General features: G+C 33.4%; 11 protein-coding genes. 9 read left to right on the top strand and 2 right to left on the bottom strand.

Annotated features, from left to right (window positions below; all coding sequences use genetic code 11):
* Positions 1–184 precede the first annotated feature (184 nt).
* From ACS127_RS15690 to ACS127_RS15650, 9 genes are all read left to right on the top strand, one after another.
* Positions 185–2,374 (top strand): RelA/SpoT family protein, encoded by a 2,190-nt coding sequence (locus ACS127_RS15690; RefSeq protein WP_440895959.1) that lies wholly within the window; start codon positions 185–187, stop codon positions 2,372–2,374.
* Positions 2,375–2,392: 18 nt separating this feature from the next.
* Positions 2,393–2,842: a D-aminoacyl-tRNA deacylase gene (gene dtd, locus ACS127_RS15685; RefSeq protein ID WP_440895958.1), complete on the top strand. Its 450-nt coding sequence runs from the start codon at positions 2,393–2,395 to the stop codon at positions 2,840–2,842.
* A gap of 256 nt (positions 2,843–3,098) precedes the next feature.
* Positions 3,099–4,496, top strand: a complete 1,398-nt coding sequence (locus ACS127_RS15680; protein WP_440895957.1) for a PTS transporter subunit EIIC — start codon at positions 3,099–3,101, stop codon at positions 4,494–4,496.
* A 295-nt stretch (positions 4,497–4,791) separates the two neighbouring features.
* Positions 4,792–5,517 carry a GntR family transcriptional regulator gene (locus tag ACS127_RS15675; protein ID WP_440895956.1) on the top strand — a complete coding sequence of 242 codons (726 nt, stop codon included), beginning with the start codon at positions 4,792–4,794 and terminating at the stop codon, positions 5,515–5,517.
* Positions 5,518–5,662: 145 nt separating this feature from the next.
* Complete coding sequence (locus ACS127_RS15670) at positions 5,663–6,637, top strand: hypothetical protein (RefSeq protein WP_440895955.1); 975 nt, start codon at positions 5,663–5,665, stop codon at positions 6,635–6,637.
* Entirely contained in the window at positions 6,630–7,418 is a 789-nt protein-coding gene (locus ACS127_RS15665; RefSeq protein ID WP_440895954.1) for a BtpA/SgcQ family protein, read from the top strand. The genes ACS127_RS15670 and ACS127_RS15665 overlap by 8 nt, the downstream gene beginning before the upstream one ends.
* A 21-nt stretch (positions 7,419–7,439) precedes the next feature.
* Positions 7,440–8,900: a polysaccharide deacetylase family protein gene (locus ACS127_RS15660; RefSeq protein WP_440895953.1), complete on the top strand. Its 1,461-nt coding sequence runs from the start codon at positions 7,440–7,442 to the stop codon at positions 8,898–8,900.
* 260 nt (positions 8,901–9,160) lie between these two features.
* Complete coding sequence (locus ACS127_RS15655) at positions 9,161–9,925, top strand: BtpA/SgcQ family protein (protein WP_440895952.1); 765 nt, start codon at positions 9,161–9,163, stop codon at positions 9,923–9,925.
* Positions 9,926–11,725: 1,800 nt separating this feature from the next.
* The gene (locus tag ACS127_RS15650) at positions 11,726–12,181 is read left to right on the top strand and encodes a zf-HC2 domain-containing protein (protein WP_440895951.1); all 456 of its coding nucleotides are present in this window, start codon (positions 11,726–11,728) and stop codon (positions 12,179–12,181) included.
* 228 nt (positions 12,182–12,409) lie between these two features.
* Here ACS127_RS15650 and istB read toward each other — a convergent pair whose 3' ends face one another.
* Both istB and istA read right to left on the bottom strand, forming a co-directional pair.
* Positions 12,410–13,174, bottom strand: a complete 765-nt coding sequence (gene istB / locus ACS127_RS15645) for an IS21-like element helper ATPase IstB (protein ID WP_337020333.1) — start codon at positions 13,172–13,174, stop codon at positions 12,410–12,412.
* On the bottom strand, positions 13,171–14,739 hold the full coding sequence (gene istA, locus ACS127_RS15640) for an IS21 family transposase (protein ID WP_440898046.1): 1,569 nt from the start codon (positions 14,737–14,739) through the stop codon (positions 13,171–13,173). The genes istB and istA overlap by 4 nt, the downstream gene beginning before the upstream one ends.
* Positions 14,740–14,798: the final 59 nt, after the last annotated feature.

The following is a 14,798-nucleotide window of genomic DNA, read 5'->3' as shown; positions in this document are numbered from 1 at the left end:
GTTATAGAATATAAAGAACTAATGATTTGTTCAACAACAAAATGGGTATAACGTATTGATAATAGGGTTAAGCTTATTTTTAAATATTATAAACACATTTTTGAAAAACAAGCGATAAAGATGCTAGCCTTTTTATGTGGCACTAAAGTGAAAATTTTCAAATGGAGAATTAGGGTGATAATAAATGCCGAAAGAAAAGATTTTGACAGTGGAGGATGTTATAGAGCGGGCTTCATATCTTTCAGACAAAGATATTCAGTTAATACGCCATGCCTATGAATATGCATATAAAGCACATGAGAAACAATTTAGACGGTCTGGTGAACCATACATTATTCACCCTGTTCAAGTTGCCGGCATTTTAGCTAATTTAGGGTTAGATGCTGAAACAATAGCAGGTGGTTTTTTACATGATGTTGTGGAGGATACTAGCATAACCTTGGAAGAAATTGAGGAAGCATTTGGTGAGGAAATTGCTATGCTCGTTGATGGTGTAACCAAGCTAGGCAAAATCCAATATAAATCACAAGAAGCTCAACAAGCAGAAAATCACCGAAAAATGTTCATTGCTATGTCTAAAGACATTCGAGTGATTTTGATTAAATTAGCAGATCGAATGCACAATATGCGAACTCTGAAATTTTTACCACCGGAAAAACAACGGCGAATTGCTAATGAAACATTAGAGATCTTTGCTCCGTTAGCTCATCGCTTAGGGATCTCAGCAATTAAATGGGAGTTAGAAGATGCGGCATTAAGGTATTTAAACCCACAACAATTTTATCGAATTGTTAATTTGATGCAGCAAAAGCGTGAAGAACGTGAGCATTACATTGAAGAAGTGATGACAGAGGTTCAAAATCAACTAGCCAATGTACAAATTCATGCTGAATTTTCAGGTCGACCGAAACACATTTATAGTATTTATCGTAAAATGGTGTTGCAGAATAAACAATTTGATGAAATATATGATTTACTAGCTGTTAGAATTATTGTTGATAGTATTAAAGACTGTTATGCCGTGCTAGGGATTATCCATACATGCTGGAAGCCAATGCCGGGTCGTTTCAAAGATTATATTGCGATGCCAAAGCCAAATTTATATCAATCATTGCATACAACTGTTATTGGTCCAAAGGGAGCCCCATTAGAAGTACAGATCAGAACAAAAGAAATGCATAAAATTGCTGAGTACGGTATTGCCGCTCATTGGGCTTATAAAGAAGGTAAACAGGCTCAACCCGGTAAGGATAGTTCTGAGACCAAATTAGCATGGTTTAGAGAAATCCTTGAATCACAAAGTGAAACAAATGATGCAGAAGAATTTATGGAATCACTTAAGGTTGAATTATTTGCTGACATGGTTTACGTCTTTACTCCTAAAGGCGATGTCATTGAATTACCTAAAGGGTCCATCCCTATTGATTTTGCTTATAAAATTCATACAGAAGTAGGCAATCATACGATTGGAACCCGTGTTAATGGAAAAATGGAGCCGTTAGATTTTCAATTGAAAAATGGTGATATTGTTGAAGTATTAACTTCGAAGCATTCTTATGGTCCATCTCGAGATTGGATTAACATGACGCAGACATCGCAAGCTCGAAATAAAATCAAGCAGTTTTTTAAAAAACAACAAAGAGAAGAAAATGTCATCAAGGGTAAAGAACTAATTGATAAAGAAGTTAGAAACACAGAGTATGATCCCAAAGAAGTTTTAACAGAAGATAATCTTCAACGTGTAGCTGATCGATTTAATTTTATTAGTATTGAAGATATGTATGCTGCAGTTGGCTATCAAGGAATTACTGCTTCGCAAATTACCATGCGGCTAACAGATAAAATGCGAGAACAAAAGAAAGATTTAGAAACAACTTTAGATCAAGTTCAAAAAAAACCAGACATTAGAAAACCACGCCGGAAAGAGTCAGGGGTTAAAGTAGAAGGCGTCGATAATTTATTGGTTCGATTGGCTAAATGCTGTAACCCTGTACCAGGAGATGAAATTGTTGGCTATATTACAAAAGGGCGAGGCGTATCCGTTCATCGAAAAAACTGTCCGAACATAGCGACAGATGGTATCAAAGATCGGATGCTTGATGTCAGATGGGAATCCGATGAAACAGCTACAAAACAATATCATGTCGATTTAGAAATCTCAGGGTATGATCGCCGAGGTTTATTGAATGATGTCTTACAATCAATTAATGAGTTGGGGACAAATATTATTGGTGTGAATGGCAAGACGGATCGAAATAAAATTGTAATTATTCATTTAACTATTTTAATAAATAATACTAGTCATTTAAGAAAAATTGTCGAGCAACTTAAACAAATCAAAGATGTTTACACCGTTGAACGTGTTGCGCAATAAAGCTAAAGGAGTTATGCTATGCGGGCAGTTATTCAAAGAGTAAGTGAGGCAAGCGTGAGTGTATCTGGGCAAACCATTGGTCAAATTGAACAGGGTCTGATGATCTTACTAGGTGTCACACATGAGGATACTAAAGAAGATGCGGACTACTTAGTGAAAAAAATTTGTCAGTTGCGAATTTTTGAGGATGATCAAGGTAAGATGAATTTATCTTTATTAGATGTTGGTGGTTCAATTCTTTCTATTTCGCAATTTACCTTATACAGTGATACTAGAAAAGGTCGGCGTCCGGGTTTTAGTAAGGCAGCAAAACCAGATCAAGCCAATGAACTTTATCACTATTTTAATGAACAAATTAATGCAATGCATGTGAAGATAGAAACAGGACAATTTGGTGCACTTATGGATGTTTCACTTGTCAACAATGGTCCAGTAACAATTATGATTGATAGTGATGAACGCCATTAAATAGAATAGATAGAATTTAAAGGGTTATCCTAAAAATAAATAAAATAGAGAAAACACGAGTGATATTTTATGTTTTAATATCATTCGTGTTTTTTTTGTCGAATATAGGGTAAGTTATTAAAAAATTATCGGGATAAAATGAAAATTATCCTTGATATTTTTTGAAAACGATTTATAATAAAATTTAAGTAATAACATCATAACGTCATGACGTTATGATGGGTAAGTCAAATATAAAAATGAAAGGAAGAGTGAAATGCCAACTGTCGGAGAACAAATATTAGAATTGATGGGCGGAGAAAGCAATATAAAAAGTATAACTTATTGTGCTACACGTCTGAGACCTACTTTTTATGATAAAGATAAAGTAGAGGTTGAAAAAATAAGGAAACTTAATAGTGTAGTTGGTATAGTTGATGAGAAAGGCCGATTTCAAATTATCATCGGTACAAATGTCGGAGATGTATATCAAGAAATAATGGCAGTATCAGATTTGAATAGTGAAAAACAACTTGATATAAAAAATGATAACGATATAAAAAATGAGGATAATTCTAATGGAGGATCCAAATTTGACAAATTCTTATCATTTGTGGTTAGTATTTTTAATCCTTTACTACCAATCCTTGCTGGTTCAGGTTTAATAAGAGGTTTGACAATTTTAGCTGTTCAGTTAGGTTTTCTTGCTGAAGACAGTACAACTAATGCTATCTTGACTATTGGCGGTACAGCTGTATTTCACTTTTTACCTATTCTTGTCGCTATTACGGTTGCTCTTCGTTTGAAAGCGAGCCCATATATCGCAGCAATAATTATTGGAACATTAATCATACCTGACTTTTTAGCATTAGCTGGGAATGATTTGGGCTCTACGGTATCGTTCTTTGGACTACAGATTCCTATCTTTGATTATACTGGGCAAATCATTGCTCCAATAATTGTTGTTTGGGGCCAATCAAAAATTGAGCATTTCCTTAAGGATAAACTGCCTTCAAGCTTACACTTGGTTTTAATTCCAACATTATTGATTTCAATAATGATTCCTATAGCAATTATTATTGTTGGGCCATTTGGAAACTTTGTCAGTATCGGCTTAGCGAATGTAGTTAATTACATTACCAATTGGAATAGTATAATAACTGGAGCAATTATTGGTGGTATATGGAATCCTCTAATTATGCTGGGAGTGCATTGGGCACCAAATACGATGATAGTTATTCCAGAGATAGCACAAACAGGTGAATCTGCCTTGATTGCTTATGAAGCTAATTCGAACTTTGGAATGGCTGGTGCTGTATTTGCCATGTATTTAAGATCAAGGAATTCACAGTTAAGAGTCTTTTCATTAAACTCTATTACATCAGTGTTCTTATCTGGAATAGTGGAACCTGCAATCTATGGTCTAGGAGTACCATTTAAAACCCCTCTAATTGCCGGAAGTTTAGGTGGAGCAATGGGAGGAGCATTTATGGGAGCCTTTGGAGTAGTTGGTTATTCATTTGTTTTCGGAGGATTAACAACGATTCCAGCTTTTGCAGGACCTACACTTATTTATTATGTATTGGGCTTAACCATTTCGTTCCTCGGAGGAATGATACTAACCTTCTTAGTTGGATGGGACACGAGTCGTGAAAGTGAATTGTTTCCAGCCTAAATTAGGCTAGTACTCAATATTTTGTATTTGTGCGAAAAGAATTTGTAAATTTACTAAATCTAAAGGGATCTATAAAAGGTAATATTACACGCATAGAACATGTTAGCCAAATGAAATAGGATTAGCCTGTTAACATCTTGACAGATAGGACCTCTTAAAGCGTTGAGCCGCAAATATTCTGAGTTAAAAAAAAGGTAGATTTTATGATATAATAACTTATTGTAGAAGAAACTTTATGTGTAAGATAAGAATAGTGCAGAAACGTAAAAAATTTAGAAATGGAAGAGGATAAAATATGAGTTCTATCAATAAAGTTGGCTTTCCCTTGTACCGTCAAATTTATGATGATTTATTAGACAAAATACTTCGTAAAGAATACTCAGAGGGCGAAATATTGCCCTCTGAAACAGAGTTGCAAAGGAAATATCAAGTTAGTAGGATTACCATTCGAAAATCGATTGGAATGTTGCAAGATGAAGGATATGTTCGAAAATCATCGGGTATTGGTACAGTCGTAGTGGGAAATAAACAGGCTTTACAACTTGAAAAAATATCTAGTTTTAGTGATGATAACTTAGAACATCAATCTTTGTCACAACTGATAGATTTCCAAATTATAGAAGCACCTGTAAGGGTCTTAATGAACTTGAACCTTAAAAAGAAAACAAAGGTATATTTAATTGAAAGACTCAGAGTGGTTGATAAAGAAATAGTTGGCTACCACAGAGTATATATTCCCACGGATTGTATAGAACTAAGTATAGAAAAATTATCAGATCCGCAATTTTCTCTATATAAATCGTTTGAAGAGCATAATTTAAACTTTGTAACTGCTGATGAAACAATTGAAGCTATGATTGCTGATGAAAAAATTCAGCAGTTATTAAGCTTACCAGACAATTCAGCATTACTTCACAGAAAACGTTCTTTATTTGATGAAAACAACAGAGCAATGGAATATGTAGAAATGTTTTATCGAGCGGATCGATATAAGTATAAAGTGACTCTAGAAAAGAGATAGAATGTTATGACAGCATTTAATTTAGCATAGAGGAATCTTATTCTAACTAAAATATTAACAAGAACTCTTATTTGCATTTTAATTTCTTATTGAATAAATGAGAATAAGAGTTCTTTATACGTATATTTGAAAGTAGAGGTTTATTATGGAAAAGTTTTATTATTTATTAAGCAAAACGAATCAAGATTTATTTGACAAAATTGAAGCTCATGAAATATTAGGAGCAAGTAATCACTTGGAAATTATGGGAAATATGTTTGTGGATATGGTAAGATCGAGCATTCAACAAGGAATGAGTTTGGATGAAAGTATCGAAAAAATAGAAAACTTAGCAAACCACTACAATCGAACAAGAGGTAATGCCAGTCGAGCGATTTACAATGGTATTCTTATCATGCTTAATGGGGTTGATAAGAAAGAGTTGAAAAACACTGATGAACTATTAGCTCGAATAGAAAATAACATAAAACAATTCAATCAACTAAATAAAGAAAATTTAGCAAAAATCAAACAACTTGCAGCAGTTGAACTTGCAGATTTTCAAAATATACTTTTGTACGATTATTCTAGTACGGTAGAAAAATCAATCATAGAATTGGCGAATAATACCACTAAAGAAATTAATGTTTATCTATCTGAGAGTTCAGCAATTGATGGAGGAAGGCCATTCTTCCCGCTAAATAAACAGGAAAATATCAACATTAAATTTTTCCCCGATGCAGCTCTATACCACAACTTAAAAAAATGTGATTGTGCTCTAATGGGAGCTGAAACATTTTATCCAGATGGAACTGGGTTTAATACAATTGGCTCAGATATGGTTGGTTTCTTATGCTCACAACTTAATATTCCTTTGTACTTTATTACTCCTTTAAATAAACTAGATATTAGAAGAATTGAAGGACATAAAAAAGACGCAGTATATATTGATTATAAGCATAAATATAAGAATTCAAAAACAATTCCAGCTGATTTTGATACTATGGTGCCTGAATTAATTGGCGTTGAACCACGGGATATATATGCTTATATATGTGAAGAAGGAATCATACCCAGTCATCAAATGTTCCAAATTTCGTTAAATTATGATAAACAGTTAAGAGGTGTTATTGTTGAATAAAAAATTATTAAATAAACCAGTATTAGCAATGCTTCAACCACCAGCGCTACCTGGTACTTTTAAATATAATGGTGAGACGATTGAAGAAATCATTGAAATTTGTTTAAAAGAAGTTGAAATGATAGCTTCTAATGGTTTTGATGGATATATCCTTCAAAACATGAATGATATGCCAATCAAGCAAAATTCAAACTTTCAAACGGTAGCCTATTTAACCCGTATTGCTACAGAGTTGAAAAAAGAATATCCAAACTTACTTATGGGGATATTGGTTAATTGGGATGGATTGGCTTCATTAGCGATTGCTGAAGCTGTGAAGGCGGACTTTATCCGTGTTGAACATCTTTATACTGGTGCAAATGTCACAAGTGCAGGTATTCTCGAAGGACAAGCGATTGATATTCTAGAATTAAAAATGAAACTAAATTCTAAGATGCCGGTATTTGCAGATATTTATGAAGTACATGGTACACCGATTGGTAAAAAGACTCATGGCAATGCAGCCTGGGAAGCTGTTCATGAAACCTTTGCAGATGGGCTATTTACTTCTGGGAAAGATAAGGATGAAAGTATTGATATTATTAAAGAGATCAAAGAAAGAGTTCCAAATACTCCTATTTTTCTTGGTGGTGGTGCTACTGGGGAGAATATTTCTGAGCTTATAGAGCTCTATGATGGAGTCAGTGTAGCAACTTGGATTAAAGATGGAGATATGAGTAATCCAATAAATCCAGATAAAGCAAATGAATTCATGGAGAAAGTTGATAATAAAAGAAACTAAAATATTGTAGAAGGTGATCTAATGGAAAATATTATTTTCGTAACTGTCTTAGAGAATGAAGAGACACAGTTAAACTCTTGGAAACAAATATTAGAACAAGAAAAAGTTAATTATCTTTCCACTATAGGTAAACATACCCGATTAATTATCACCAACGCCTTTCAACAAAATAAAAGTAAGCTATTAGATTTTGTAGAAAATGGGGGGACTTGTATTGTTCAACAACCCACTTGTATAGAAGAATTAGATATATATAAGGATGAAGAAATTCTACTAACCCAGCTAAATTTCCCTGAGTTTGCTATTTCTAATGCTAGGTTTCCAACTGTTGGGTTTTCATATCATCATCATGATACAGATACTGTTGGATATTATCGGATTTTTGAAGAAAGAGTAACAAAAACAAATGTTATCAATGGTGTAAAACCAATATTCATTAAAAAAGATTACGGACAAGGTGCCTTTTATATTTGTACGATTGATTTTCACAACTATTTAAATATAAATGGAAATACTTTGCGTAGTATTAAATCTAGATTTTCTGAAACAGAAGTGACCGAAAGAATTACTCAAATTGATAAAGATTTAATAACATTTAGCCTTATTGAAGTTATAAAAGATATATTTAAAGAATTATCCATTCCCTGGATTGATTTTTCTTATTTCCCTAAGGGTAAGGATAATGCCTTCTTGATGAGAATTGATGTTGATGGAAGTAATGTATCAATTATGAAAAAAATCTCTGATTTAGGTGCAAAATATAAAATTCCAATAACCTTTTACTTGAATAAAAGTCTTATCGAAGAAACCGATATAACGATTAATGAAATAGCGGAAATGGATCCACTTCATGATTTAGCCAATCACGGCACAGTGCATAATATTCATGAGGATTATGAATGGAATGTATCGAATCTTGAAGAGTGTAGCGGCTGGATGAAGGAAAATTTTGGAGTAGAACCAAATGGCTTTGTTGCCCCTAGAGGTATTTGGAACAGTTCGTTAGAGAAGGCTCTAGTTAAATTAGGATTTGATTACTCATCTGATTTTGGTTTTTTTGTGAACGGTCTACCGATGAGACCCTATATAAATAACAAGAAATCAGACATATTACAACTTCCAGTAAATCCATATAATGTAGGTCGAGCAGAAATTTATTATCAAGGGAAAAAAGACTATCTAAGTGATGAGGAGATATTAGAATATTATTTTTCCTACTTTACAGATGTTCTTAGTGAAAAAGGCAGTGGGTTAATTCACATTTTTGGTCACCCACATGGACTAGGAAAAAGAGAAGAACTCATTGAGTCACTCTTTAAATTTGTTAGTAAAAATGATATCTCTCCTTTATCGATCAGAGAGTTTGTGGATTGGTGGAAATATAGAGAAGAATGCGAATATGAATTAAATTATGTGGATGATAAGTATGAAATTACTTTTAAACGTAATCCAGTAGAATTTAAACTTGAAAATAATTGTTAAGGAAAGTAACGAAATAAAACGGATCTTAAATAGAGGCAGACAAATTAAACAGAGGATGTATACAATAACGTTCTCTGTTTAAATATCTTTAGCCAGGTTTAAAAGCAAGTACACTGAATGAATAATAAAAGTAAAATATCCTTTTAAGTTCTATTCGAATTAAGTTTGTTACTTACTTGTCCTTTTATTAGGAATTTCATGAAACATATTTTGTTTGTCTAAGATGGTTATAACAACAATAGAGAAGGAGCGTTTATTCAATGTTAAACAAAAGCATTATAGGAATGATCCATTTAAAACCCATGCCTACTTCATCAAAGAGTAGGCACTCCATAGATGAAATTACTGAATTTGCCCTAAAGGATTTAGCGACTTTAGAGGAAGCTGGTATCGAATATGCCATTGTTGAAAATGTTTTTGATAAGCCTTATTCTACAGAGATGAACCTTGAACTAATCGTAGCCTATACGCATATCTTTACGATTTTACAAAAGCATACAAAAATTGAACTAGGTGTTAACATCCATGCAACAAGCGGAGTAGAAGAGATGGTTATCGCTTCACTTTGTGGTGCCAAATTTATTCGAGCAGAGTCATTTGTAGAATACCGTCATACGATGTCTGGATTATTGACCCCCATGTCGGCAAAACTCACAAGAAAAAGAAGAGAATTAGATTCGGATGTAAAAATATTTGCCGATGTAAATGTTAAAGAATCTAGAGCAGTTTATGACCAAACAATTGAGGAAGCAATTGCAGACGCACTTGTAGCTGAAGCAGATGCGATTATCGTTACAGGTTTAGAAACAGGAAAACCACCTGTTCCTGCCGAAATAAAAGAACTAAAAAAAGTCACGCAAGATTGCCCATTACTAATTGGTAGTGGGGTTAGTGAAGAGAATATAGGAGAGCTGATGGAATTTGCAGATGGAGCAATTATTGGTTCATCCATTAAAGAAGATGGGCTTATTAGCCATCCAGTATCTTTAGAAAGAGTTAAAAAATTACTTGATCAAATGAATTGATTCATAAGATAAAGTGAAGAACAAGTCTGTTAGATCAATATAAAAAGTTGAACTACTCAATAAGAGTAAGAGTAAAGATTACTGTCATTCTCTTCGAGTAAGCTCTACTCAAATGAATGGAGTACAAAATAAATATGGAAGGACAGTTCAATAGGAAAAATACTCAAACCTTCATTTTCTATTCGGTATTTTAAGCGAAATCGCAAGCTAGAATGTCGGATAGAGGGCTTCTATCAAACATTTCAAATAAAATTGCAAGCCAAAAAGTTGGATAGGGAGCCTCTATCTCTCATTTCAAACAAAATCGTGAGTCAAAAAGTTGGATAGAGCCCTTCTATCTCTCATTTCAAACAAAATCATAAGTCAAAAGGTCGGATAGAGGGCTTCTATCCGGTGTTTCACGTAAATATAAGAAATTACTCCGCCGTAACCGTCCAAATATCAGAAAAAACGGTTGTGTTTATCTATTTGATAAATACAACCGTTTTTATTCATTTGAGACTAGTTTTGTCCCAGCCTTTTATTCAAAAATTCGTACTTAGAAAGAATGTAAAAATTACGATAGAAAATCAAGATAGGGTATTTAAGAATATTTTATAATATTATTCCTATTTTAAGAATTTTTTCTTATAAATGGTTGACGGTATTTTCTTTCTAATGTTAGCCTTTTTATTAGAGGTAAAATTATTCTGGCGAATAGTTTATCCAATTTTAACCGTTGTTACAGTATCTATGAGTAATTGTTGTCTTTAGTTGGTGAGGTAAAGATACTATGGATAAGCGTAAAAAGATAATACTAAATCGAGTAGCTTCCTTAGTGCTTTTTCTTCTTACAGGCACGATAGTATATGAAAAATCTATTTTATTCTTACAAGCGGAGGTGAAGATACTATGAGTAAGAGTAGAAAAAAACTAATTCTGTATCGAATATTCTCTTTAGTATTTTTTCTTGCAGCTACGATAGTATTTGGATTAGATACTTATTTAGGGAATAAAGTTTCTATTATACCTTTAGTATGCGTGAATGCAGGAATAATAATTCGTCTTTGGATATATGAAAGAAGAGAGAGAAAAAATGAATCTCCCCATATACTGGAGTCATAAGAGTTTGAGATGAGATGATGCCTTGTCTCAAACTCTTATTTTTAATTACTAATGAAGTTCAACTCTGGAATATGTATTTTTGCATGTTGTTGCATAAGTCCTAGCATGGTTCATTGTCGTTTGGAATTCCCTTTTTTGCTAAAATAAGGGTGTGGGAAAATATGAGAGGGGGAAAGTATAACTGTACTTTGATTACCCCAGTATTTTTTGTCTCTTTGATTAGTCGCACCTTTGTTGTTTCTATGTTTTGATCTATGATGGATTTGCAACAGATTCGATGTTAAATGCAGAACAAGATATCTTTCAATTTATCACACTAAAAACGAATTTCCCAAAAGTCTTTTCCCTTACTTTTACAAGTATGATGGCTTGTCTTATTGCTTTTTACTATGGTTTAGAGAACATACTTCTGACAGGTGTCACTTGTTATTTTTGGATCTTGATTCATTATCCATACAATCTATTAAGCTTTCTCATCAATTTTATTATTCGTAGTGAAAGGTTGTTTTTGTTATTCATAACAACAGTGGATATTAGGAATTTGTAATGCTTTCAGACATAGTAATCAACAAATATGGTGAAGAATTGAGTTTTTGGAAATTACTTCACGATTCTAGCTATCAGTAAATTTTGCACAAGTTAATTTTTTGTAGAGGTAAGGTTGCTGTGATTAAATTTTGTAAGGGAGGATGGATAATGAATAATTGTCAAGTTATACAAGATTTAATACCATTTGTTAACGCCAAGGTTGCAAGTGAGGAAAGCAGAGCGTTGGTATATAAGCATTCTGAAACTTGTTCGGAGTGCCGTAAATTATTAAACACACAGTACAAGGAAAATGAGTACGTAAATGCTAGAAGGTCTCTTAAAAGTATCAAAAAACATTTTATCTATTTTCGAGCATTTTTCCCAGGAATCGGGATTACAATAGCGTTGATTCTCTCACATGTAATGTGTAGTCATATAGCTCTTTCCTATAGTGATATACGTTGGGGTATTAAATATGAAGGGTATAGCGCCCCTGCCTATGTAGCTTTCTTCCTATCAATCCCTTATTTAATTGCAATAATTGTTACATTGACCATTACATTTGTTTATTGGAAAAAAAGAGGAGTAAACAATAAACGTACGTCATATCGTTTTGTTGATTAGGATAAGGTAGTATAGGTGAACAAACAGAAGGATGTATTTTTTCTATTGATAGTGAACGGGTTACGCAATCTAAAATTAAGAGCGTTGTAAAAACTAATGGACACATTTAAAAAGTAGGGCAATTCTGTTATAAAGAAAATTACACTAAAAAAATCTGAACTTAGCTCTAATTATATTTTTATTATGGGTAGGTGTGACCGTCAAGTAAAAAGACACAATTTATGCTCATTAATTTGAAACACTTTCTTGCCCAAATATGGTCGATCTATGTTTCATTCGATAACTATCTTCATTTAGATGAATGATTTCAACTCGGTGTAGAATTCTATCTAATATAGCTGTTGTAATTGCTTGGTCACCTAATAGCTCTCCCCACTCTTTAGGTGCTTTATTTGAAGTTAAAATGATGGATGATTGATTGTATAAATCATTAATCAAGTGGAAGAACATATTAGCTTCCTGTGAATCCATCGCCATAAACATCAAATCATCAATAATAACTAAGTCTGCATCTCTTATTCTTTTCATTCTCGTCTGTGATTTTCGAGTAATTTCTTCCGTTTTTAATACATGAATAAGGTCTCCCATCGTAGTAAAGATAACCTTGTAACCTTGGTTTAACGCTTCGATTCCTAATCCAATTGATATGTGAGTTTTCCCACTACCTGGTGGTCCTAATAGAATGATATTGTGTAACTGTTCTATCCAAGTTAAATCCTTCAACCTATTCAAATGTTTATTGCTTAATGATTTCTGTTCTTTTATATTGAATTCCTCTAATGTCTTTTGGAACGGAAATGTAGCCCATTTAAATCGTTTTTCTAACTGCTTTTCTTCTCTGCGAGTTTGTTCATATTTTACTACATCTAGGAGGAACTGAGTAAAGGAGGAATCCTTTTGCTCAGCCTCTCTAATTAATGCAGGAAGGTGATTTGCTGTTTCTGTTAAACGTAGAGTTCTCATCAATTCTTGTAATTGATTTAACTGGCTCATACTGGATCACCTTCCAATATGGCAGTATAGGCATTCACTTCTCGTTTTTGAGCTTCTGTTTCCATAACCCAAGCTGAAACTCCTTTTACTCGTGTTACATTCTTAGCGGTATCATTTGGTGTATCTTCCATTTGTCGATGTCGTTTTAAATAGGCAACGACATCGCTAAAATCTGTGGCACCATAAAGATTCCTCTTTATACACTCTTTCAATGCTGTTGATAGAATTTCTTTGTTATTTGTTTTTGTCTCTTTTATTATCATTTGGAGTTGATCCCTAATATATCGAGGGTACTTCCCTTTTACTGCTTGTAGATAATCATAAGCCATCTCACTGTCATTAAAATGCTCGGCAACTGTATTCATAAATGCATCAATACCCTTTGTTCTATCACGGCTATGTTTTCTATCTTTAATCAATAACCCTTTCTCGTCAGGGATCGTATGCTTTGCTATGATTTCACCTGTTTCAGGGCTATAAATGATTAATTCTCTTTCCTCCGTTTCCTTAATGCAGACCGTTTCGTACTTGCCAAACGTCCCCAATGGTAGAGTATAACGGTTAGATAAATATCGAATGGTATTGTCCTTATGGACACATCTTGATATACTATTTTCATAGTTATATTTTATATCTATATTTTTGGTGACTGGTCTTAAGTGTTGTCTTTCCAGGGAAAATACTTCGACCGGTCTCTTTTTTGTTGTATGGTGAATTTTATAGTTTCCAGTTCTATGAAGCCATTCCCACCCTTGTTCATTCCAAGAATCAATGTTATGAAAAACTCGATGTTTAGCGAAATTATGTTTAATAAATCCAACTACATTTTCAATTTTTCCTTTGCTCTCTGGATCCGCCTTGCGGCAAACACGAAGGTTTAGATTCCTAGATTCTTTATATTGTTGGAACTCTTGTGTTAAAATTAAATCCCCACCATTCTCACTGACAACGATTAAACTATCTTGGTCATATACCAATTCACCTGGAATTCCTCCATACCACTTAAATGCATTTTCATGTGCTTTAATGACATCTTGGGTAGTAAATGGCCTATCCAACCATTCCATATATTTATATCTAGAATTAGATAGTACAAATGCTATAAAGTTTAATTTTACTTCCTTACTGTCTGCTGCCTTCTGTTTCGTATGACCAAAATCAACTTGTATTTGCTCACCCATAGGTGAATCGAGAATAGCCTCATAAATTCGTGGTGAAGTTTCCTTTCTTATTTTATATTCCTCTCGAAGTTCTCTAACATAGGAGCGAACCGTACTTTCACCTACTTCTAAATCTTCGTATCTTTCTTTTAGCCAATCTTCTACTTGTGCCGCAGACATATCTGGATGTTCTCTTAGCCAGGATAAAATTAGTTCTTTATAAGGATCTAATTTCTTACTTCTGGTTTGAATGGAATCAACCCACTTAGACATATCCGAAGGATTCTTTTTTAGATAACGATGAACGGTTGATCTTGAGATTCCTAGTTTTTCAGCTACCTTTGTCTTACTAAAACCCTTTTTAATTAATTGATGTATTTCCATATACATTTCCCACTTATCCACCTTTACGTCCTCCACTGTTCTGTATGTTTTGATATAAACATTGTACAATGGAAGTTCTT

This window comes from Amphibacillus sp. Q70, assembly GCF_052055485.1.
GTDB lineage: Bacteria > Bacillota > Bacilli > Bacillales > Amphibacillaceae > Amphibacillus.
The sequence above is the reverse complement of the archived record's forward strand: the minus strand, read 5'-3'. Positions and strand labels throughout refer to the sequence as shown.